The sequence below is a fragment of the Roseobacter sp. N2S genome, from assembly GCF_031454055.1.
GTDB lineage: Bacteria > Pseudomonadota > Alphaproteobacteria > Rhodobacterales > Rhodobacteraceae > Amylibacter.
Genome location: NZ_JAVDQB010000010.1, coordinates 107602 through 128419 on the forward strand (window position 1 = coordinate 107602; position 20818 = coordinate 128419).

Consider the following 20818-nt stretch of genomic DNA (forward strand, 5'->3'; position numbering starts at 1 on the left):
ATAGGGGCGCGCCCCCTTTTTGGCGCATGTGCTGCAAGACCCTGCTTTTGAAACGCGGGGTTTTCAAACATCGCTTCTTGATTTGCGCGGGCACCCAACAGGAAAGTGCTTTGATGACAAAATATAAAATTGCCATGCTTGTGGGCAGCACACGCACAGGTTCGATCAACCAGAAACTGGCCCGCGCGATTGAAACAACGGCCCCTGACTCCTTGCAATTCACCCCTGTCACCATGGAAGACATGCCGTGGTACAACGGTGATCTTGAATCTAATCGACCCGACTCGGTCAACGCATTCACAGACGCGATCCGCCAGTGCGACGCGGTTTGTATGGTAACGCCGGAATACAACCGCTCCATTCCCGGAGTGCTTAAAAATGCGATCGACTGGGGCTCTAAACCACCAGCTGAAAACATCTGGAAGGACAAGGTTATTGCCATGACCGGAACCTCTCCGGGGGGGATAGGCACTGCTATCGGGCAGCAACATTTGCGCCAGATTCTGGCCATTCAGCATGCGATTGTGATGCCGGGTGAAACCTATATTACTTTTAAGTCGCCAGACATGATTGATGACGCGGGGCATGTTGCCGATGACAGCGTGCGTGAATTCATCGCCGCTTTCGGGGAACGCCTGAACAAGCTGGTCGCCTTGATGGCCTCGGCCTGACGTATCCATCCTGCGACGAGAAAACCGCCAGCCCATCGCTGGATTGGCGGCTTTCGCAATCATTGTTCCAACAGCGCATTTAAGGCTGCACGGTCCTGATAGCGGCCAGAGTCCACAACCCCGACGATCCGCGCCAGATTGGCCACATCCAGCAGCGGATCTGCGTCCAGCAGCACCAGATCAGCCGACATTCCAGCCGCCACCTGACCGATTTCGCGGTTCAAAAACAGCCCTGCATTCAAGGTTGATGCCTGAAGAACCTGCAAGGGGGTCAGGCCAGCCTTGGCCAGTTCCGCAAATTCCTGATGCAAACTAAACCCCGCAACCAGCCATTGCCCACCGTAATCCGACCCTGCCAACAGGGGCAGACCCGCATCCGCCATTTGCCGTATCAGACGCATCTGTGCGCCATACATCCGATCCAGCGCGGGCTTTGCACCTTCGGGAATTCTAGTGGCGAAACTGTCTGCAATATCCTGCCACAGACCGCGCTGGCGATCGGTGACATACGACAGGTTCGGGTCTTGGCTATAAAGCGGATCGTCGCCGTGATTCATGGTGCGCAAACGGATCAGCGTTGGCACTTGCCAAACCTGTTTCTGCTTTAACATCTGCGCCAGTTTCAACGCTTTTACAGGGTCATAGCTGTCTGCCATGGCAAACATACGTTCAAATTGCGCTGGCGCTGTGAAGGGGATCGGATTGGCAATGACGCGGGCAAAAAATTCGGGCGTAGGCGGCGCAGCGGGTGGGGGTGGCGGCGGCGTGTTTGCAATTGCCGTGCGAAACTCTTCCTCGCGGGTTGATACACTGAGCAGCAGGGATTCACGGGGGCCAAGATGCTCCATTGAATCCATCCCGTGGGCAGCGGCGGTTTCTGCGGAAACACCGGGCGGGAAATGCCCTGCAACCGGCAAGCCCTCGGCCTGCGCGGCGTCCAAAGCGGCCACAAAAACCTGCGGGTTATCAATCAGGATTTTGATGAAATCCGCACCCGCCTCTTTTTGCGCCAGAATTTCAGCCACAGCCTGTTCCGTTGTGCGCGCATTGCCCCCTGTCAAGATGTCTCCAGACAGGGCCAACAGGTCCGGCCCCACGCTGTCAACTTGCGCCCGATTGGCCAGCAATTCGGGTGATCCGCTCATCTGGCGAAATCCCGTGATGCCATTGGCCAACATCACGCGCAGGTTGGTTTCAGCATCCCCCGAGGTCAGCGCATGGCTGTGCATGTCATTATACCCCGGCACCACAAACAGGCCGCTGCCGTCAATTATTGTATCAGTTTGCGCGCCTTTATCCTCTGCCACGGGGCGCACCGATTTGATCACAGGTCCTTCGAACACCACTGACATTTCGGGGGTTTTCTGACCCGTTGCGGTGTTAATTACCGTGACATTCTGAATAATCGTATCCGCCGTGCCAAGACTGGGAAGCCCCGCCAATAGCCCCGCGATCACGGTTTGACGGCAGACTTTTGCCAGTTGTTTTTTGGGGGCGCAAACGCTGCCTGAGGTTATGTTCATGTGAAATCCATCCCTAATAGCCGCCCCGCATTGCCGCTGAAAATCTTTGTGCGATCCGTGTCGCTGAGGTTCTGTTGATCAATGGCCGCAATGGTTTCGTGGATCGGCGCAAAAGGGGTGTCTGTGGCAAACACCACATGATCCGCGCCAAAGAATTTCAACCCTGCTGGCAGGCCCGAAGTACCGCCCATCAAGGCTGTATCGCCATAAAACTCGCGGAAATATTCAAGATGCGGGCGTTTCAGGGCAGGCAGGACGTTGCTGTAATCCTCATCCGGCGTTCGTGATCCCAGAACCTCCATCCCATAGCCGATCCGCCCGTCGAAATAGGGAATCATACCGCCCAGATGATGGGTGATGATCCGCAGGTTGGGGTGTCTGTCGAACAAGCCCGAAAACACCAGCCGCGACATGGCGATTGAGGTTTCATAAGGCCAGCCGAAACACCACCACATTTCAAAGCGTGATTTTTGCTCGGCAGCGTAATCGGTCATGGCGGCGCTGCGTGTGGGATGCAACCAGATCGGCACCCCAAGGGCGGCAGCGGCGTCAAAGATCGGCAGGAATTCAGGGTCGTCCAGCGGGCGACCACACATATTTGTGTGAATCTGGATGCCTTTTGCACCCAGTTCGCCCACTGCGCGTTTCGCTTCGGCCACCGCCCCTGCTACATCGTTCAAGGCAACCGCTGCGACAAAGGCCGGAAACCTGTCAGGGTGTTTGGCAACCAGTTCTGCCAGACCGTCATTGGCAATCCGTGCCAGACGTGTGGCCAGACCGTCATTGGCAATCCGTGCCAGACGTGTGGCCAGTTCTGGATCGGCAACTTCTTCCAAAGTCGGCGCAGGCAGGCTGATCACTTGGCGATAATCGCCCACCGCATCCATTTGACGAAAACGGGCATCAAGGTCGATGACTGAGGGCACCCCTTTCATCCGCGCGCCAAGGCTGCCCAACCCGCTGGTCTCGCGGGTCAGACTGTCAAAATAGGCTTGGGGAAAGATATGGGTGTAGATGTCGATGATCACGGGGAACTCTCTTTCAGTAGTGGTAACGGGGGCGCTGGCCTGAGTCCTGTCACTTCGACAGTGCGGCGGCTGCAAAATCCAGTTGTGCGCTTTGGAAATTCGCACCGGCGTTGTGGAAATCTATGCAATGTCCGGCGTTTGGGACCAGTGCTGCATCCACCCAGGGGCTGGCGGTAAAAAGCTGTGCAAAGGCATCAACCCTGTCCTGCCCGTTTACCCACAGCTTTTCGTGTTCGCCCTGCCGATAGTGGACAGGCACCGCGATTTGCGCGGCTATCCCAGCAACACGGTCCAGCCAGCCGCTGGTTATGTCCAGCAGTTCGGATCGCGGAACCTGCGTATTGGCCATATGGCTTGCCGCTGGCATATCGGCGGCATGGCTGTCAGAGGGGCCAAACATCAAAGTGTCTTTCATCAGGGTGGGCAGTTCGACAAAATACTGTTGCGGCAGATGGGCGTAGTTTTCGGCACTTTCGGGTGGTGTTAAATCCCCCACACCAGACACTGCCACGCCTGCCAGTTGCCACCCCGAATGATGCGCTGCAAGGGTCAGTGCAATCGCCCCGCCGATAGAATGACCGATCAGGAAAACCGGACGATCCTGCAATCCAAGCTGGACCAGCAATAGGGGCAAATCGGTATTCAGAATGGCTGCATTCGCCTCGATCATTGTGGGTGTGTCCGCCAGCGGAGTTGACCCGCGATACCCCGGCCGATCCACCGCCAGCACATCGAATCCTTGTGCTACGGCACGATCCATCAAGGAATAGTTCGGCACATCAAAGTAATCACAATTATAGGTGCCACCATGGATCGCCAAAAGTACTGGCAGATCACCATTGCCGCCACGGGCCAGCTTTCCAGTCCAGGTTTGCACGTTGATTGTCTGGGTAAAACAAGTGGTTGCTTGGTCGGTCATGGTCATTCCTCCTTTGTGTTTGGGCTGTATTTCAGCGGTCCGCGACCACCCGATTTTCCAGATGCCCCAGCCCGTCGATTTCAACACGCACCACATCGCCAACCTGCAAGAACTGCGGCGGGTCCATCGCGACGCCCACACCGCTTGGGGTGCCGGTTGCCAGAATATCGCCAGGTTTCAGGGTCATCACTTGTGACAGATAAGAAATCTGCTGCCACAGGCTGTGAATAAGATCGCGCGTGTTACCGTTTTGGCGAAGTTCGCCGTTCACCAGCGTGCGCAGGTTCAGGTCATGGGGGTTTTCAATTTCATCCGGCAGCGTCAGCCAAGGGCCAATCGGGCCGTGGGTGTCAAAGGATTTGCCCAGTGTCATGGTGCCGGTGCGCAATTGCCAATCGCGTGCTGAAACATCATTGGCGACCATATACCCGCCCACAACCGAAGCAGCATCGGACTCTGAGACAGAGCGGCAGGTTTTGCCGATCACGATGGCCAGTTCAACTTCATAATCCAGCTTTTCGGATACTTTGGGCAGCACGACATCCCCGAACGGATCGTTGATGCAGCTGACTTGTTTGTTAAACCACAGTTGGTACTGCGGCACGTCGATCCCCAGCTTGCGGGCCTCATCCCCGTGATCTGCATAGTTCATCCCGATGGCGAGGTATTTTTCAGGACGCGGCACGGGCGCTTGCAAAACAACATCAGACAGCGGGATCAGCGGCCCGCTTTCGGGGGTGATTGCGTTGTAAACCGCGCGGGCCTCGGCGCCGCCTTCTAAAAACGCCACTACAGTTTGCGGCAGGCTTGGCGCGGCCACAGACAGGTCAATCAACCCCGCGTCGAACACTTTCCCAAGTCTGGGTTCCGAATTTTTCGTAAATACTGCGAGAGGCATAGTCTGTTCCTGTTTTCGTAAGGGTCTGGCCAGCGCGTTCACGGCTGGCAATTAGGGGCGGGCGGATCAGTTCATCACCGAACCACCGTCCACGACGATATTCTGGCCGGTCATGAAATCACTGTCGGCGGACAAAAGGAAAATCGCCGCGCCGTTCAGATCATCGGGCATCTGGTCCCGCGGCAAACACCGCGAGGCGACGGTCATTTTATTGATTGCCGCCGTTTCATCCGCACCCGCGATCCCGTCGCTGAGGGTGAAACCGGGTGTCAGGCAGTTCGCCCTGATCCCGTCAGCCCCTGCTTCCCGTGCAATAACCCGTGTCAACGCGATCACCGCCCCTTTGGAGGCGGTATAATGCAACAGGCCGGGCGTGCCTTTGAACTGGGTGCCAGAGGCGATATTGACGATCTTGCCATAGCCCGCGGCCCGCATTCCGGGCATCACGGCGCGGATCGTTTCAAAGGTGCCGCGCACGTTGACCTGCAACACACGGTCGAATTCTTCGGACGAAATCTGTTCAAACGGCTTAGGCCGCAGGGAGGCAAAAATCGCGGCGTTATTGACCAAACCAGTCACGGGGCCGAACTGGTCTTGCACCCCCGCAACAAAATCCGCGATCGCCTTGGCGTCGGTAATATCACACACCGCGCCCATCGCCTGCTGGCCGGTTTGCTGAATGTCAGCCACCACTTGTTTTGGGTCGGTGACATCACAAACAGCAACCCGTGCGCCTTGGGCGGCAAAGGCTTTGGCATAGACTGCCCCAATGCCCTGCGCAGCGCCGGTTACGATAATGGTACGATTGGATAGACGTGACATAATGGCCTTTCAGAACAGGAACAGGTTCATGCCCCACAGCGTGATCGCAGGGACAAAGGTGATCAAAAGCAGGGCAGCCAGAAAGACGAGGAAGAAAGGCATCACCCCTCGATAAATATCGGCGGTTTTCATGTTCAGCACGGATTGGGCCACAAAAATATTGATCCCGAACGGGGGCGTGAACAGGCCGATGGCAAGGTTCAGCGTCATCACAATCCCGAAATGCACCTTGTCGATCCCAAGGGAGTCGACCACCGGAATAAGCAGCGGTGTCAGCAACAAAATGGCCGATAACGGGTCCATAAAACAGCCTACAATCAACAGCAGAATGTTCACCGCCAGCAAGAACTGCCAAGGTGAAATTTCCATCTGGGCAATCCATGCCACCAGATTTTGCGGCAGTTGGTTGACCGTTAGAATCCATGCAAACAACCCAGCCGCAGCGATAATGATCAACACTTGCGCGGTGAAAAACACGGTCGAAGATGCGGCATCCAGAATCTCGGACCAAGTCAGTTCTCGGTAGATAAATCGTGTGACCACAAGGGCATAGGCACAGGCAACGGCGGCTGCCTCGGTCGGGGAGAACACCCCGCCGTAAATGCCGCCCAGCACAATAACCGGCGCGCCAAGCGCCCATGCGGCACGACCCAAAGTGGCAAAAATCTGCGTCACCGATGGCTTTTCGGCAGTTCCGAACTTACCGCTGCGGGCGCGGAACATGATGTAGGCGGACAGCATGATCGCAAGGATCAGACCTGGCACAATTCCCGCTGCATAAAGACGCGGAATAGAGGCCTCGGCAGAGGCGCCGTAGATGATCATCGGGATGGAGGGGGGGATAATTATACCAATTGCACTGACCGACGTGATCATCCCTGCGGAAAACGAACTGGGATACCCGTCTGCCGTCATCGCAGGGTGCATTACCTTGCCGACCGACACAACCGAGGCCGCGCTTGACCCCGAAATTGCGCCAAAAACAGTGGCGGTGCCAACCGTGGTCACCCCCAGTGATCCCGGCAACCCGCCCACCAGCGAGCGCACAAAATCCACCAGCCGTTTGGACACAGACCCGCGCGACATCAATTCACCTGCAAAGATGAAATAGGGTACAGCCAGCAGACCCGGAGAGTTCAACGACCCCATCAAATTCTGCTGGATCGCCGTCAGCGGCATCTGCATGTAAAACGTCAACGCCAGAACGGACCCGCTAAGCAGCACGATAAAAATCGGAAATCCGAACAGCAAAAGCAGGATCGGGACAACGCCAAGTGCAAAAATCATCCTGCCCGTCCTTCCAGAACCTGATCTTCGGATGCAGGCGCATTGTTCAGGTTTGGCGCAAAGCTTGGATCAAACCCCGCCAGCACCCGAACGCATCGCAGGGCGGCGATCAGGGCGACAAGCACAAGGCTGAACGGGATCACCGCATGGATCAACCAGACTGGAAACCCCGAAGCATCACTGCGCATCCCGATGGCATAGGCCCGCGTGATATAGGGCAACGCCTGCCACGCCACCCAAGCACAAAGCACCGCAATCACCAGTTGCTGAAGGATTGTGACCCAACGCTGCGCCCCTAAAGGTAACAGACTGGTCAGGATTTCCATCCGAATTTCCGCACTGCGCCACCCGCAGACCACAGCCCCGAGCCAAGCCAATGCGATCATTGCAAAAACTGCGATCTCATCCGCCCAAAGCAGCGCGCTGTTGAATACATAACGGCTGATGACATTATACACGCTCAGGCACACCATTGCGATAAGCATCACGCCGAGGAGTGCCTGTAAGGCACTGGCAAATTTATCGAAAAAAACCATGACCACCCTTTTTATTGCAAAAGTACAAACCGAACTCCCCATCGGGAGTCCGGCCTGTCTGTTGATTGCGCCTATTTGGCAGCGGCTGCTTTGAGCACGTCAAAATCGGATTGCATCTGCAGGTTTGCAGAAATAATTTCCGCAACAATCGGGTTTGTTACCGACAGATAGTTTTCCTGTTCGGCGTCGTTAAAACGGATAACCTGACCTCCAGCGGCCTCCCATGCGGCTTCTTGCATTGGGGTTTTGGCCAGATGGTCGAAAATTACGCTTTCAGCTTTCTGGGCTTCGTCTAACACGATAGCCGCCAGATCAGGCCCGATCCGTTCCAGAAAAGCGGTGTTCACTACCGCACCGACGGTCGTATAATTGCCCGGCAAATAGGTCACGTTCTTGGCTACATCAGCCATTTTAAACCCGTTAACGACGGCCATTGAATTTGTGGCGGCATCAATTGTGCCCGTTTGCAAACCCGGAACAACTTCACCCAGTGGCATGGCAATCGGTGCAGCACCCATTGCGGCCAACGGTTTGGTTAACAATGGTGTGGCACCGCCTGTGCGAACTTTCAAACCTTTGAAATCAGCAACCGTGCTGATTGGGTTTTTCGAAACAATCACACCTTGCCCGTCGATCACCATAACAAGCGGACGCACCCCTGCGGATTTGCCAAACTCGGCCAGCATTGCGCGGGATTCTGGTTGTTGTAACGCCTGCATCGCATGTTCGGGGGAATCAAACAGTCCCCCAGCATCGAGAACCTGAAACCGTGGATCAAGCGAGCTGAAAAACCCGATAATTGAAAAGGACACTTCTATCGTGCCCATGGATACGCCCTCTACCGCGGCTGGAAGCTGGCCCAATTGGTTGGCTGGAAAAAGCTGCACGTCGATCTGGCCGTTGGAACTGGCCTCGACCCCTTTTTCAAAGGCCAACATCCACGCATAGACCGAATCTTTCTCGGTCGGCGGAATCGGCGCTGATACTTTCAGTACATACTCTTGCGCCGTGGCATGTGAAGGCGTGAAAATCGCAGCAGCCCCTGCCAGTAAAGCCGCTGTGGTTATGGTTTTAATGTTCATAGTATCCTCCCTGATACAAAGAAGTGCTGGCCGTGACCGACTTTAGTCGGTGCTTGTTTTGAACGGCGCAAAATTCTTCTGTCGGCATGCTTAGCATTGCAGCAGCTTTGTCCGAAGATATGATTAGGTGGAACTTGATGCCAAAAAGGTATCGCTTAGCGTTGGTCACTTTCACTGGCCCGTGGTGGATTGATTTTCAGCTTATTTACAACACTTTATAGCGGCGTGAGCTTTGGGCTTTCTGTTATGCCGAAAGCGAAGTTTCCGTGGCGCGCGCCACAAAACCGCCCTCTCGGCAAAATCTGCTTTCCGCTTCACGATAGATTTCAGGCATCTCCCTCAATCACAGGCACCTAGCGAAACAGCGATACCTTTCTGGCATCAGGTTGAGCGGATTTCTATCTGCGCAAGCGGCAAACCTCGTGACAGGATGGCCCAGATTTTATCGCACCCCCAAGCGTCGCGATAAAGCCGTATCAATTTCGGGAGGAAACACAGATGAAAAAACCAAAGCCGATCGGGCAGAAACCGGTTCTGCACCACGTCACATTCAAAACCACACGTCTGCAAGAAATGATCGACTGGTACGAAGCCGTCGTGGGCTGCGCGCCCAATTTCGTTTTTGAGGGCGCGGCCTGGACCACAAACGACACTGCAAACCACCGTATCGCGTTTCTGGCAGCGCCCGGCATAAAGGCCGATCCGGATAAAGTTGCCCATGACGGCATCCACCACACGGCCTTTGAATTTGGCACGTTGCAGGGGCTGTTGGACAATTACGAACGGCTGGCCGAGGTGGATATTCTGCCCCACATCAGTCTGGATCACGGGTTGACCATGTCGTTTTACTACGTCGATCCCGACGGCAATAGCGTCGAGTTGCAAAGCGATAATTTCGGCAACTGGATTCATTCCGCCCATTGGATGCAGACATCCCCTGAATTCGCACGCGAACCCATCGGCGTAGAGGTTGACCCCCGCAAGCTGATCAAAGCGTTGAAAGACGGCGTGGCGCAATCCGACCTGCTGAAAATGTCTCGGGACGGGGATTTCCTGCCCGACACGCCAGGCGATATTCGCCTGCCGTCTTAACGTCACCTGAACCGGGGCCGCACTATCTGCCCCTAAAATATAGTCCGGTGTCATAGACGGCACCGGCACACGAAGGATTGCGCACAGATGCCAGACCACCCCAAAACCACCACAGTGGCGATCATCGGCAGCGGGCCTGCGGGTCTGTCCCACGCGATCGAGCTGGCCCATCGCGGCGTGCCTTGCGTCATTCTGGAACGCAGCCCGCGCGCGGGATATGCGCCGCGCGCCAAGACCACCCATTCGCGGACCCGCGAACACATGCGCAGATGGGGTATTGCTGACAAACTGGCCGAGGCATCGCCTTTCGGGGTGGATTACCCGTCCCACGTCACCTTTGTGACGCGGCTGGGGGGGTATTTGCTGCACAGGTTTGAACATGCGCTGGATTGCAAGGCCGAACAGGTGGAAGACTTTTCCGAACATGGCCAGTGGATTCCACAGTATAAACTGGAAAAAGTGCTGGTGGATCATGCGTTGTCCCTGCCGGGTGTGGAAATCCTCTATGGGCAGACCTTTACCGGCTACACCGCCCAAGCCGATGGGGTCACGGTGCAAATCCACGACAGCGCCAGCGGTTCCGATTGGGAACTGGCGGCAGATTACCTTGTGGGGGCGGATGGCGCTGGCAGTTCTGTGCGCGAAGCCATTGACGCCAAAATGGAAGGCACCTACGGGTTGTCGCGCAATCTGAACGTCATTTTCCGCGCCCCTGATCTTGCCAAAGCCCATCCTCACGGCGAAGGCATTATGTTCTGGCAGATCAACGGGGATGTGCCCAGCCTGATCGGGCCGATGGATAAAGGCGATCTGTGGTTTTTCATGCCAACGGGTATCAGCGCGGAAACCGCGTCTTCCCCAAAAGAAGCCGAGACTATGATCCGCGCGGCCACGGGCATCGACACCGAAATAGAGGTGCTTAGTTCCGATGAATGGGTGGCGAGCAAACTGTTGGCTGACCGGTTCCGCCGCGACCGCGCCTTCCTGATCGGGGACGCAGGCCATTTGCACCCGCCCTTTGGCGGATTTGGTATGTTGCTGGGCGTGGGCGATGCGGTGGATCTGGGGTGGAAACTGGCCGCAGTGACGAAAGGGTGGGCTGGCCCTGCCCTGCTGGACAGTTTTGAGGTCGAGCGCCGCCAAACCGCGCAACTTGTGATGGACGCCGCCGAGGCCAATCACACCATTCTAGCCAACCAGCTGATCCTGCCCCATATTGAGGACGACACCCCAGAAGGCGAAGCAGCAAGGCGCGACTCTGCGGATTTGATCCGGAAACACAAACATGCGGAGTTCTATGCCCGCGGCGTGGTTCTGGGCTATTGCTATGTAGGGTCTCCGGTGATCGCAGATGACGGGACGCAGAAAGACTGGAAGCGCTCGCTTGATTATGTGCCATCGGCCACACCGGGCTGTATTGCGCCCCATTGCTGGCTTGCGGATGGATCGTCACTGTATGATCATTTTGGCAGTGGTTTCACCCTGTTGATCACAGCAAACACTGCGCCTGAGGTTATTGCTGCCGTGGAAAGCCGTGCCAAAACTACGGGGATGCCCCTGACTGTTCTGGCACCTGACGAGGTTCGACTGGCAGAATTATATGATGCGCCAATGGTCTTAATCCGCCCTGACCAGCATGTGGCATGGCGCGGTGATACCACCCCTGACGCTGCTGTATTCAATAAGCTTTTGGGCAAGGACTGCCGGATCAGAACCTGATCCGGCGGCCTAGCTTGTGGTGTCTTTTTCGGTTTTCCGACTGTGTTGCAGCCCCGCGCGGCGGAACATGTCAAACATGAATTCCGCCAGCGGGGTCAGTGACAGATCTACACGGCGCACCAGACAGATTGGCGCAGCATCCAGTTCTTCGCGGATTGGCAGAACGTCGAATAATTCGCTGGATACAGGGGCATTCAACATCTGTTTGGGAACCGAGGTCAGCAGATCGCTGTTGGCCACCGCCAGCAGGGTCGCGGTAGACGACGTTGTGTGCATCACAATGCGCGGCATCGGCAGGCCAAGTTGTGAAAACGGACGTTCGAAATCCCCTTCGCTTTCGCGATCTGGCAACGCCTGTTTCACCCATTCCGTATCGCCCAAGTCACGAATAGTGCTGATCTGGGCCAGCGGATGCCCCTTGCGCACAATCACCACCCTTTCATTTTTGAACAGCATCTCAGACATCACCCGACTGCCCCGCCCTGGATCGGAAAACGGTCCGACAAAAAAGTCGATCTCGCCGTTCAGAAGCTGGGATTCAATCGGGGCATAGAAACTCTCGGTGATTTTCAGGATCGCTTTGGGATGGGCACGGCGGAAACTTTTCACGGCGGGCGGCATCAGGGCAAAGGTTGAAATAGCCGACATGGCCACCCGCACCTCGCCGTTCATTTCCCCTTGCAACTGACCGATTTCTTCGGTGGCGCGGCGCAATTCTTCTTGAACGGCACGGGCGCGTTTCAGCATCACTTGCCCCATGGCCGTGGGCTGCATGCCGAATTGGTGCCGCTCGAACAAGGGCACCCCCAATTCCCGTTCCAACTCGCGGATGCTGCGGGTGATTGCGGGTTGGGTCACACCCAATTGACGGGCCGCAGCCCGCAGGCTGCCGGAATCAGCGGTGGCAATAATATCCCGAATTTGGTTCAGTTTCATGCTTCATCCTCCCGCGGTACCCGTGGGGCAACCGCACTCCAATCCCTTGCAGAACCATAGTGCGGTTCTGCTGCAAACAACAATGGGTCACAAAGCAGTCGCGCGACCGTGACAGCCGCGCGGAGGGGGTTAATCCCGGTCGATTTCGTAGTTTACCACAAAATCGGATGGCAGTTGCGGGCCCCAAAGATAGATAGAATCCTCGGGTGGGTAATCCCCTGCCTGCCAGTCATGATCCACAGGGATATAATCAATATCAGCAGAATATTCCGAATAGCTGCCCCAAGGGTCTTTGACATAGTGAAAATAGTTCGAGCCCAAAACATGGCGCCCCAACCCCCAGCCTTTGTCATAGCCTTTATCGGCCATTTGCATGGCACCGATCCCAATTTCATTGATGCCACCCACGTCCCAACTGCAATGATGCAGGCCGGGTGCTTCGGATTTGGCAAAGGCCAAAAGATGATGATCCGAGCCGTGAATCCCGTGCATAAAACAAATGCCGTCGCCGGATTGATCGCTAAGACGCAGCCCCAAAGTGCGGGAATAAAACCTGATCGAGGCGGGTACATCGGGGGTAAACACAAGGATATGAGCCAGTCGGTGGGGCCGCACCATCGGCGCTTTGGACCGCTGCATGGACCCCATCACACCCGCCGCAGATGAAGGCACGGCAAAACCGGCTTTTTCATCCGGGCTGGATTTGGCGGCCACTTTGATTTCCACCAGAACCCCGAAAGGATCACGGAACCAGATACCCTTGCTGTCAAATCCCTGCGGCGGATCAAGCAGGCGTACTCCCTCGGACTCGATGCGCTGTTTCATCGGGTCAAAGTCTTCTTCATAGGCTGCGAAACTTAGATGACTTAGCTTTTTACGCCCCGATTCCGCCAGCGACACCCAGCGGTGATCGGACCCGAATGTATACAGGCCCAACCCCTCGCCTTCTTCGCGCACATCCAGCCCGAAAGCGGTGTAAAAATCTTGCGCCACTTTTAGATCAGGCACAACCATATGGAACGTGTCCATTGAATGGATGCCCAATTCACCGGGCCGTTTGGTCACGCCAACCTTGCCTGTAATTGCGGTCATAATTATCCTCCCTTGGATGTGTTTTTCCCGTAAAATTAAGTGGTTAGATCATGCGTTGCGGATCGGGTTGCTAAGAATTCCCAGCTCGTCGATTTCCACTTCGCAGATGTCGCCGTCTTTCATCCAAAGGGGTGGTTTGCGCGCCAGACCCACACCTGATGGCGTTCCTGTGACGATCACATCGCCGGGTTTCAGGGTCATGAACTGGGAACAGATCGCGATGGTTTGTGCGACCGAAAACACCATATCGTCGATCCGCGCCTGCTGAACCACCGCGCCGTTCAACCGTGTGGTCAGGGTCAGCCCAAGGCAGCCCTCGGGCAGCGCGTCAGCCGTTACAAACCAAGGGCCAAAGCCACCAGTGTCGTCGAAATTTTTACCTGCAGTCCATTGCGGGGATTTAAATTGATAGTCCCTGATCGACGCATCGTTAAAGACCGAATAGCCAGACACATGGGACAGGGCATCCGCCTCGGATACTTTGCAGGCCTCGGTGCCGATGATGGCAACCAGCTCGCCCTCATAATCCAGTTGCTCGGACACAGCGGGACGGATGATCGGCGCGCCGTGGCCAATCAGCGATGAATTGAACCGTCCGAACAGGGTCGGGAAATCCGGCTGCTCAAAACCACTTTCCGCAGAATGGTCGCGGTAGTTCAAGCCCACACAAACGATCTTTTCCGGCGCTGCGACTGGGGGCAGATAGCGCACTTGGGTCAGGTCGATTTCAGGTGCTTTCGCCAGATCCGCAGCCGCATCGGTCAATGCCGTTCCACCTGCGCGGATCAGGAACAGCAGATCACCCGGATAGTTTGCATCCTGTGTGGTCAGCCCCCGAAAACAGCCACCCTCTTCAATGGCGAGCCCTTGGTGTCCAGCGGTTTCAAATGCGATAAATTTCATGTCAGGCTCTCCTTTAGAACAGGGACAGCTTTAAGTTATCAAAATGTATTAGTCAAATAATAATGTATTATTTAATCAGCATGGCGTATTGTGTCGAAATCAACGCTTGAATACATTATTAAGGCTTATGCTAAGCCTGCCCGCCCTAAAGGACATCCCAAATGCCGGCCAAGACCAAGACCCAAAATCTGACGGCGCAGGCCTATGAAAAACTCCGCTCGGATATACTGGCGTGCCGTTTGCGGCCCGGTCAAAAGATCAAGATCTCCGATCAGGTCAGCGCGCTTGGCTATAGTCTGGGGGCGGTGCGTGAATCCCTGTCGCGGCTGGCCTCGGAAGGGTTGGTGGTTGCGGAACCCAACAAAGGCTACCGCGTCGCGTCCATCACCCAATCGGAACTCGAAGACCTGACCAGAACGCGGGTGCTGATTGAATGCCAGTGTCTGGAAAATGCCATTCGCAATGGGGATTTGAAATGGGAAACCGGCATTGTTTCAAGCGAATTCGAACTGTCGCGTATCACCGTTCAGGACGCAAACGATCCCGCTCGCGTCAGTGAAGCATGGAGCGAAAGCCACCGCCGCTTTCACGAAGCCTTGGTCGGCGCCTGTGACAGCCCCTGGTTGTTAAAACTGCGCGAATTGCTGTTCGCCCAATCGGAACGCTATCGCAGTGTGTCAGTCCCGTTGGACACGCACAAACGGGATGTCACAGCAGAACATAAAGCCATCGCCCAAGCCGCCATCGCGCGGGATACAAAAGCCGCCGTATTGGCGATGCGGGAACACCTGCAACAGACCACGCGCATACTGGTAGAGGCCAATGTGATGGAGGATGGGCCTAATCCTGCCGCTCCCCGCCGATCAGATCCACTTTAAGCCGAAATTTACACCAACGCATCCAGTTGTTTCAAGGCGGCATCAGGATCAAAGGTGCCCCGCTCGCCGATCAAAACCAAGGCACAGCCCGCGGCTTCGCGGTCATGGGGTGCGACAGTGGCCCGCTGTCCGACCAATTGAAACACGCAGGCGCTGTCGGGTTTATGGGTGAAGGTGACAAATCCTTTGGCGCGAAACAACTTGGGTGCAATCACCCCGATCACCTGTTGGAAACCCGTCACATCAACCGGCCCGTCACAGCGCCATTCGGCAGACACAAACCTATCCCCGCTAAGCACCGGACGCCCGCCCTTGCGCTGCCCCGCAGGGGCCAGCCCCAGTAGATCGCCAATAGCAGGGGGTGGGGCATCACCGCCAAACACGCGCCGTTTTCCCAAAGTCGCCAGTTGTAGTTCCAGCCGCGACAAGGCAACTGCGGCCAGATCAGTGCATTTGCTTAGGTGAATAACATCGGCGGCCATCACCTGTGACAGCCACAACGGGTCGTCCAGACGCGCTGGGGTTTGTGTCACTTCGCCTGCGTCCACCAGACAAATGATCCCTTCAAGGCGCGCCGCCTGCCACAAAACGGGGTCAAGCAGACCCTCGATGATGCCTTGCGGATCGGCCACGCCGCTGGCCTCAATCACAATCAGATCAGGGGTATTCTTACCACCCAGTACCTGCTTTAACGTGCGCAGCAAATCCCCCTGAAGTGAACAACAAATACAGCCGTTGCGCAGGCCGATCACCTCATCTGTTGCGGATTCCAGCAAGGCCTCGTCGATGTTGATGCTGCCAAAATCATTCACAATCGCTGCGATGCGCAGGCCATGCGGCCCGTGGAGCAGGTCATTGATATAGGTCGTCTTGCCCGCCCCTAAAAACCCCGTCACCACAAGGATCGGAACACTCATCTGTGGGCGCAGCGGATCGGTTTGCCGGGGCTGGCGTCTTGGATCAAAGTGCCGTCAGCAATCACGGGTTCACCGCCAACCAGCAGATGGACGACCCCTTGTGACGGGCGGTTAAGGTGTTCAAAGGTGGCGCAATCGGTCACTGTATCCAGATCAAACACCAACACATCCGCATCAAAACCTTCGCGCAGGCGGGCTTTACGGGAAATCTGCTGGGCACAGCCTTCGATCACTCGGGCAGGCAGGACGGTGCATTTGGCCAAAGCCTCGATCAGGGGAACAGTTTCCCGCTCGCGTACGTGTTCACGCAGAAAACGGGTGAATGTGCCAGATGACCGCGGATGGGCAGATACCTCTGGCGGCAGGGGCCAGTCCATTCCGGTGTAAATCGTCCCGTCCGGTTCGATCCACGGCATGGCGTCCGAAGCAATCGACCCACCCGCCATAGTGACCGAGGTATCCAGCAGCTTGCGATGCCGCTCATTCACGTCCACTTCCAGAAAATGCCACATGACAAGGTCTGTGGGGTCTTCTTTGGCGGCCCGCAAAATATCGTCGCGATCGGTGAAACGGTGACGGTTTTTCACCAGTTCAATGGCATTATAGCTGCTGCCTGTACGCGCCACAAATTCAGGATCGCCAAAGAACCCGGCCCCGACCACTGTTGATCCAGTGCCATAGGGATAGGCCTCGGTGGTGACGGGCAGGCCCATTTCCTGCGCCTTTCCTACCAGTTCGACCACCCGTTCAATATCCAGCAGGCTGGTGGAATTCAGGTGGCAAATATGCATATGCGCGCCTGTCGCCCCTGCCAGCCCGATCAACCGCACATAGCTTTCGACCGAGCTTTTGGGGTCCAAATTGCTGGCATAGGCGATATGGGTAAAGGTGGGGCATTGGAATTCTGCTGCCAGATCACAGACCTGCGTCAGCTCTTTCAGCCCCGCACCCGGCACATAGCCGTTGGGGATGCCGATGCCGATGGCGCCTTCTTCCAGCCCCTGACGGGTCAGCGCAACCAGCTTGTCTGTGGTGTCTTCATCGGCTGTGTCCACTGACCAGCGAGTGTCATCCATACTGCCCATCTGGTCGATGGGATGTACCCGTCCCGATGGCGTGAAATCCCCAAAGGCCGCCCGCCGCGCAAAGGCCCAAGCCGCAGCAGTGCCATAGTTTAGCGCCCTAGGCGTTTCAGCCTGCGCCGCGTACCATTCGCCAACTGGCAACGAGCCCACTTCCAGTTCCAGCGAAGTGGTTACCCCGTCAAATGCCTGCATCCGGTCCGCCGCCACAGATTGCCCATGGGCGTGAATGTCAATGAAACCGGGGCAAACGATCAATCCTGTCGCATCAATTTCACGCTCTGCAGGACCAAGATCGGTTCCGATGCGGGCAATAACACCATCGGTGATCGCCAGATCGCAAATGGCATCAAAGGCCGTTTCAGGGTCGATTACACGTCCGTTTCGGATCAGCAAGTCATAGGTCATAGGGGCATACCTTAGGCAAAGGGGTTTTCAGTTTTCGGCCAGAAATTATCGTCCCGTTTGGTGTAGGGGATGATGGTATAATCGGGCGTGATCGCACCCGGTGTGGCCAGATGGATCACTTCGGATGCAATCGGCGCAAAGGCATCGTAAAAATGCTGCGAGGATTTCACCACGACGATTTTCATGCCTGACAGTTTCAGGCCAAGGTTTTCAAACACTTCTGGATGAAAGGTCTGCGTGCGCTTGGTGCTGACGATGATATGCACGCCATTCGATTCCAGCCAGACACAGGGACCAAGGCGCATTTCAGCGGTGCCAAGATGTTGGGTCGCATCAGGGTCGATGCCGCGCACAACCACCGTCAGATCAATAGGATCGCCTGACATCGGCCCGATTTTACCGCCAACCCGCACGGCCATTTCCGCACCCAGCCCCGCGTCGATACACATATTTACCAGCACCGGATCCCAAAACACCCCAAAGGCAATATCCTGCAACCCACGCGCCAGCGCTGCCTTCAAAACAAAGGTCGAATCCGAAGGCGCACCGCCCCCCGCATTATCAGCGAAATCGGCCAGAACCACGGGGAACTCGGTTGCAGCCACAGCCCGATCCAGCCCCGTTTTCAAATCTGGGAAGCGGCGCAGATCGTGGCGCATGTCCCATAATTCCTGCCCCAAAGCCTGTGCCGTTTGGGCCGCCAGATCGGCATCCCCATCCGTAATCACCAAAGAACGCGCCCCCACACGCGGGCTGTCACCCCAAGGGAAGCCATGGGCCAATGACACCGAAAGAATACCGTTTTGCCCCTCCATCGCAGACATTTTATCAACGTAACTGCGCACGGGTTCAAACGGCGTGTGATACATCGCCATCATCTTGCAATCATAGTCGCGCATCACGGGATTGGTGCGCCCCACAGCCGCATCGGCACAGAGTGTAAACAGATCATCCGCCCGCTCTGGCACGTCGATATGGGGGTATTCCTTGTAACAAATGATCGCTGTGGCAGCACTCAGCATTGCTTCGGTCAGGTGGCAATGGGGGTCGATTTCCAGCCCAACCGTTGCATCATCGCCTACAATTGCGCGGGCGCGGGTCAGCAAGTCACCTTCACAATCATCATAGCCCTGCGCAATCATCGCACCGTGCATGGACAAAAGAACCACATCAACAGGCATCGCCGCCTGAAGATCGGCCAGAATGTCATCGCGCATGGTTTCATAAACCGCACGCACCGTGGGGCCAGCGGGCTGGGCATAGGTGGACAGGCCTTCGACCACATCCCATCCCAATGCCTCGGCCCGATTGCGCCAGATGGTGACGGCGGCGGCGTATAATCCTGCCTCACCGCGAGACGCCTCTTTGCTGTGCAGGTTCTCGTGAAAGCCGCTCCAGCCTGTGGGGATTGGCGAAAACGAGTTGGTTTCCGTGGCAAGCGACGCCATGAAGAGTTTCATAAAGGCGGTCCTTTTTCTGTCGTTTCAGCCAGGGCTGTTGGCCCATCAGATGATTGGTTTCGTTCCAGAATAATAACGCGGGCCAGATCGGCCAGAACGTGAATAACAATGATGATAAAGGCGATCGGAATTGCGACGCCAAAGACAATCATCGGCAAATCCATGGTTTCCGCCTGCCGCCCCACAAGCCGTGCCACATAGCCCCGCGCCAGATTCATACCGGGGCCAAAGGCGCAGAACCAAAGGGTGGTTAACACAAGTATCAACACTCCGGCGCTGCGGATCACAACCAGCAAAACCCCAAGCTTGCCCCGTCGATCAACGGAATCCGGAAACAACGTGGGATCTGCCTTTAGACGATAGGCGCAGGACGCGCCCAGCAGACCACCCCACACCATGGAAAATCGGGCCAGTTCCTCGGTCCATGCGGGCGGTTGTGCCAGCAAATAGCGGGCAAAAACCTGCCAGCCCGCCGCCGCCAGCATGACCAGTACGGCAAAAACCGCGCCCCCCATGGCCCCGTAGTGGAGCCAGACCGATACCCGGTCCAGCCCCTTTGCTATGGCGCGTGCAGTGCTCACTTGGAAATCGACGCCTGCCAAGCTGCAAAAGCACCCTCTGGCATTTCGATTGCTTCATAAAGCGGTTGGGACGCATCGCGGAACTTGGCGCGTTCTTCATCGCTTAGGCGGATCACTTCGATGCCTGCTTCTTCCAGATCGGCAAACACCTGTTCACGCTGCTTGACAAAGCTGCGATTGGCGTCATGGGCCAGTTTTGCCCCTGCATCCACAATCGCGCGCTCTTCATCCGACAGGGCCTGATACCAGTCTTCGGATGCAATCGCGATCCGCACAGAAGCTGATGTTTTTACATCCGTGAAGTATTTAATGAACGAAGTGTGGCCATAGACCAGTGGTACGAAGGGCGGGTTCAGATAGCCCTCGGCCACGCCTGTTTGCAGGGCGTTTGGAACCTCGGACCAAGACACGATTGTGCCTTTTGCGCCCCACCGTTCAAAGGTTTGGATTTGCAATTCATCCAATGCCCGCATCCGCAAATTGGAAAAATCCGCAAAACTGCGCACCGGCGTTTTTGTGGTAAAAATCCCTGAAGCCTGACCCAGAAAAACCAGATCCAGCACCCGCACCCCTTTAGGCGTCGTGCCTGCATTGATCCGTTCCAACATCCCACCGTCTGTTAGCGCAGTATCGAGCTGGTCTTCGTTTTCAAAGAAAAACGGCATCATCGAGCCAAAAATCGTGCCGTCCAAAGTACCCGCAGATTTGGCATCAGACATGGAAATTTCCAGCAACCCCTGACTAACCTGATCAAGGCGCTCGGCTTCTTCGCCCAGTGAATTGCGCTCAAATTCTACGGCGTCCATGCCGTTGGCTTTCAGGTATTCCCCGAATGTATGGGCCCAAACATAGGTGCCCGATTGTTCCATATCCGGCGGCCCGTCCAGCGCGATTTTCACTTCGGCCTGAGCAGGCATCGCCAAGGCAAGTGCGGCAACGGTTGCCAGAAAACTGTGTTTCATATTCATTTTATTTCCTTCCTCT

Annotated in this window: 20 protein-coding genes; 4 read left to right on the forward strand and 16 right to left on the reverse strand. The window is 56.1% G+C overall.

Going from position 1 to position 20818, the window contains the following annotated elements; translation table 11 throughout:
- Positions 1-113: 113 nt before the first annotated feature.
- A complete protein-coding gene (locus tag GGE09_RS19095; RefSeq protein WP_309747785.1) occupies positions 114-671 on the forward strand; it encodes an NADPH-dependent FMN reductase in 558 nt (185 codons plus the stop codon).
- Between the two features lie 59 nt (positions 672-730).
- Here the strand turns inward: GGE09_RS19095 and GGE09_RS19100 are convergent, their stop codons facing one another.
- From GGE09_RS19100 to GGE09_RS19135, 8 genes are all read right to left on the reverse strand, one after another.
- Positions 731-2194 carry an amidohydrolase family protein gene (locus tag GGE09_RS19100; protein WP_309747786.1) on the reverse strand — a complete coding sequence of 488 codons (1464 nt, stop codon included), beginning with the start codon at positions 2192-2194 and terminating at the stop codon, positions 731-733.
- Positions 2191-3222 carry an amidohydrolase family protein gene (locus tag GGE09_RS19105; RefSeq protein WP_309747787.1) on the reverse strand — a complete coding sequence of 344 codons (1032 nt, stop codon included), beginning with the start codon at positions 3220-3222 and terminating at the stop codon, positions 2191-2193. The genes GGE09_RS19100 and GGE09_RS19105 overlap by 4 nt, the downstream gene beginning before the upstream one ends.
- A 49-nt stretch (positions 3223-3271) precedes the next feature.
- Positions 3272-4141 carry an alpha/beta hydrolase gene (locus GGE09_RS19110; RefSeq protein WP_309747788.1) on the reverse strand — a complete coding sequence of 290 codons (870 nt, stop codon included), beginning with the start codon at positions 4139-4141 and terminating at the stop codon, positions 3272-3274.
- Between the two features lie 31 nt (positions 4142-4172).
- Positions 4173-5039, reverse strand: coding sequence for a fumarylacetoacetate hydrolase family protein (locus GGE09_RS19115; RefSeq protein ID WP_309747789.1), 867 nt, complete (start codon positions 5037-5039; stop codon positions 4173-4175).
- A 66-nt stretch (positions 5040-5105) separates the two neighbouring features.
- A complete protein-coding gene (locus GGE09_RS19120) occupies positions 5106-5861 on the reverse strand; it encodes an SDR family oxidoreductase (protein WP_309747790.1) in 756 nt (251 codons plus the stop codon).
- A 9-nt stretch (positions 5862-5870) separates the two neighbouring features.
- The gene (locus GGE09_RS19125; RefSeq protein WP_309747791.1) at positions 5871-7148 is read right to left on the reverse strand and encodes a TRAP transporter large permease; all 1278 of its coding nucleotides are present in this window, start codon (positions 7146-7148) and stop codon (positions 5871-5873) included.
- Positions 7145-7684, reverse strand: a complete 540-nt coding sequence (locus GGE09_RS19130) for a TRAP transporter small permease (RefSeq protein ID WP_309747792.1) — start codon at positions 7682-7684, stop codon at positions 7145-7147. Before GGE09_RS19130 ends, GGE09_RS19125 begins: the two co-directional genes overlap by 4 nt.
- Before the next feature lie 71 nt (positions 7685-7755).
- On the reverse strand, positions 7756-8766 hold the full coding sequence (locus tag GGE09_RS19135) for a TRAP transporter substrate-binding protein (protein WP_309747793.1): 1011 nt from the start codon (positions 8764-8766) through the stop codon (positions 7756-7758).
- 498 nt (positions 8767-9264) lie between these two features.
- Between GGE09_RS19135 and GGE09_RS19140 the strand changes: the two genes are divergently transcribed.
- On the forward strand, positions 9265-9858 hold the full coding sequence (locus GGE09_RS19140) for a VOC family protein (RefSeq protein ID WP_309747794.1): 594 nt from the start codon (positions 9265-9267) through the stop codon (positions 9856-9858).
- Between the two features lie 87 nt (positions 9859-9945).
- A complete protein-coding gene (locus GGE09_RS19145) occupies positions 9946-11577 on the forward strand; it encodes an FAD-dependent monooxygenase (RefSeq protein WP_309747795.1) in 1632 nt (543 codons plus the stop codon).
- A 9-nt stretch (positions 11578-11586) separates the two neighbouring features.
- Here the strand turns inward: GGE09_RS19145 and GGE09_RS19150 are convergent, their stop codons facing one another.
- The 3 genes from GGE09_RS19150 to GGE09_RS19160 form a co-directional block, all read right to left on the reverse strand.
- On the reverse strand, positions 11587-12513 hold the full coding sequence (locus GGE09_RS19150) for a LysR substrate-binding domain-containing protein (RefSeq protein ID WP_309747796.1): 927 nt from the start codon (positions 12511-12513) through the stop codon (positions 11587-11589).
- Between the two features lie 129 nt (positions 12514-12642).
- The gene (locus GGE09_RS19155) at positions 12643-13605 is read right to left on the reverse strand and encodes a VOC family protein (protein ID WP_309747797.1); all 963 of its coding nucleotides are present in this window, start codon (positions 13603-13605) and stop codon (positions 12643-12645) included.
- A 48-nt stretch (positions 13606-13653) separates the two neighbouring features.
- Positions 13654-14508, reverse strand: a complete 855-nt coding sequence (locus GGE09_RS19160) for a fumarylacetoacetate hydrolase family protein (protein ID WP_309747798.1) — start codon at positions 14506-14508, stop codon at positions 13654-13656.
- Between the two features lie 161 nt (positions 14509-14669).
- Here GGE09_RS19160 and GGE09_RS19165 point away from each other — a divergent pair, with 161 nt between their 5' ends.
- On the forward strand, positions 14670-15386 hold the full coding sequence (locus GGE09_RS19165) for an FCD domain-containing protein (RefSeq protein WP_309747799.1): 717 nt from the start codon (positions 14670-14672) through the stop codon (positions 15384-15386).
- An 8-nt stretch (positions 15387-15394) separates the two neighbouring features.
- Here the strand turns inward: GGE09_RS19165 and GGE09_RS19170 are convergent, their stop codons facing one another.
- The 5 genes from GGE09_RS19170 to GGE09_RS19190 are packed head-to-tail and all read right to left on the reverse strand — an operon-like array spanning position 15395 to position 20802.
- Complete coding sequence (locus GGE09_RS19170; protein WP_309747800.1) at positions 15395-16303, reverse strand: GTP-binding protein; 909 nt, start codon at positions 16301-16303, stop codon at positions 15395-15397.
- The gene (locus tag GGE09_RS19175) at positions 16300-17793 is read right to left on the reverse strand and encodes an amidohydrolase family protein (RefSeq protein ID WP_309747801.1); all 1494 of its coding nucleotides are present in this window, start codon (positions 17791-17793) and stop codon (positions 16300-16302) included. Before GGE09_RS19175 ends, GGE09_RS19170 begins: the two co-directional genes overlap by 4 nt.
- Before the next feature lie 11 nt (positions 17794-17804).
- Positions 17805-19253 (reverse strand): M81 family metallopeptidase, encoded by a 1449-nt coding sequence (locus GGE09_RS19180; protein ID WP_309747802.1) that lies wholly within the window; start codon positions 19251-19253, stop codon positions 17805-17807.
- Entirely contained in the window at positions 19250-19834 is a 585-nt protein-coding gene (locus GGE09_RS19185; RefSeq protein WP_309747803.1) for a TRAP transporter small permease subunit, read from the reverse strand. The genes GGE09_RS19180 and GGE09_RS19185 overlap by 4 nt, the downstream gene beginning before the upstream one ends.
- The gene (locus GGE09_RS19190) at positions 19831-20802 is read right to left on the reverse strand and encodes a TRAP transporter substrate-binding protein (protein WP_309747804.1); all 972 of its coding nucleotides are present in this window, start codon (positions 20800-20802) and stop codon (positions 19831-19833) included. Before GGE09_RS19190 ends, GGE09_RS19185 begins: the two co-directional genes overlap by 4 nt.
- Positions 20803-20818: the final 16 nt, after the last annotated feature.

Coding starts and splice junctions, on each gene's coding strand:
- GGE09_RS19095 (WP_309747785.1), top strand. CDS start 114: ATGACAAAATATAAAATTGCCATGCTTGTGGGCAGCACACGCACAGGT.
- GGE09_RS19100 (WP_309747786.1), bottom strand. CDS start 2,194: ATGAACATAACCTCAGGCAGCGTTTGCGCCCCCAAAAAACAACTGGCA.
- GGE09_RS19110 (WP_309747788.1), bottom strand. CDS start 4,141: ATGACCGACCAAGCAACCACTTGTTTTACCCAGACAATCAACGTGCAA.
- GGE09_RS19115 (WP_309747789.1), bottom strand. CDS start 5,039: ATGCCTCTCGCAGTATTTACGAAAAATTCGGAACCCAGACTTGGGAAA.
- GGE09_RS19120 (WP_309747790.1), bottom strand. CDS start 5,861: ATGTCACGTCTATCCAATCGTACCATTATCGTAACCGGCGCTGCGCAG.
- GGE09_RS19125 (WP_309747791.1), bottom strand. CDS start 7,148: ATGATTTTTGCACTTGGCGTTGTCCCGATCCTGCTTTTGCTGTTCGGA.
- GGE09_RS19130 (WP_309747792.1), bottom strand. CDS start 7,684: ATGGTTTTTTTCGATAAATTTGCCAGTGCCTTACAGGCACTCCTCGGC.
- GGE09_RS19135 (WP_309747793.1), bottom strand. CDS start 8,766: ATGAACATTAAAACCATAACCACAGCGGCTTTACTGGCAGGGGCTGCT.
- GGE09_RS19140 (WP_309747794.1), top strand. CDS start 9,265: ATGAAAAAACCAAAGCCGATCGGGCAGAAACCGGTTCTGCACCACGTC.
- GGE09_RS19145 (WP_309747795.1), top strand. CDS start 9,946: ATGCCAGACCACCCCAAAACCACCACAGTGGCGATCATCGGCAGCGGG.
- GGE09_RS19150 (WP_309747796.1), bottom strand. CDS start 12,513: ATGAAACTGAACCAAATTCGGGATATTATTGCCACCGCTGATTCCGGC.
- GGE09_RS19155 (WP_309747797.1), bottom strand. CDS start 13,605: ATGACCGCAATTACAGGCAAGGTTGGCGTGACCAAACGGCCCGGTGAA.
- GGE09_RS19160 (WP_309747798.1), bottom strand. CDS start 14,508: ATGAAATTTATCGCATTTGAAACCGCTGGACACCAAGGGCTCGCCATT.
- GGE09_RS19165 (WP_309747799.1), top strand. CDS start 14,670: ATGCCGGCCAAGACCAAGACCCAAAATCTGACGGCGCAGGCCTATGAA.
- GGE09_RS19170 (WP_309747800.1), bottom strand. CDS start 16,303: ATGAGTGTTCCGATCCTTGTGGTGACGGGGTTTTTAGGGGCGGGCAAG.
- GGE09_RS19175 (WP_309747801.1), bottom strand. CDS start 17,793: ATGACCTATGACTTGCTGATCCGAAACGGACGTGTAATCGACCCTGAA.
- GGE09_RS19180 (WP_309747802.1), bottom strand. CDS start 19,253: ATGAAACTCTTCATGGCGTCGCTTGCCACGGAAACCAACTCGTTTTCG.
- GGE09_RS19190 (WP_309747804.1), bottom strand. CDS start 20,802: ATGAATATGAAACACAGTTTTCTGGCAACCGTTGCCGCACTTGCCTTG.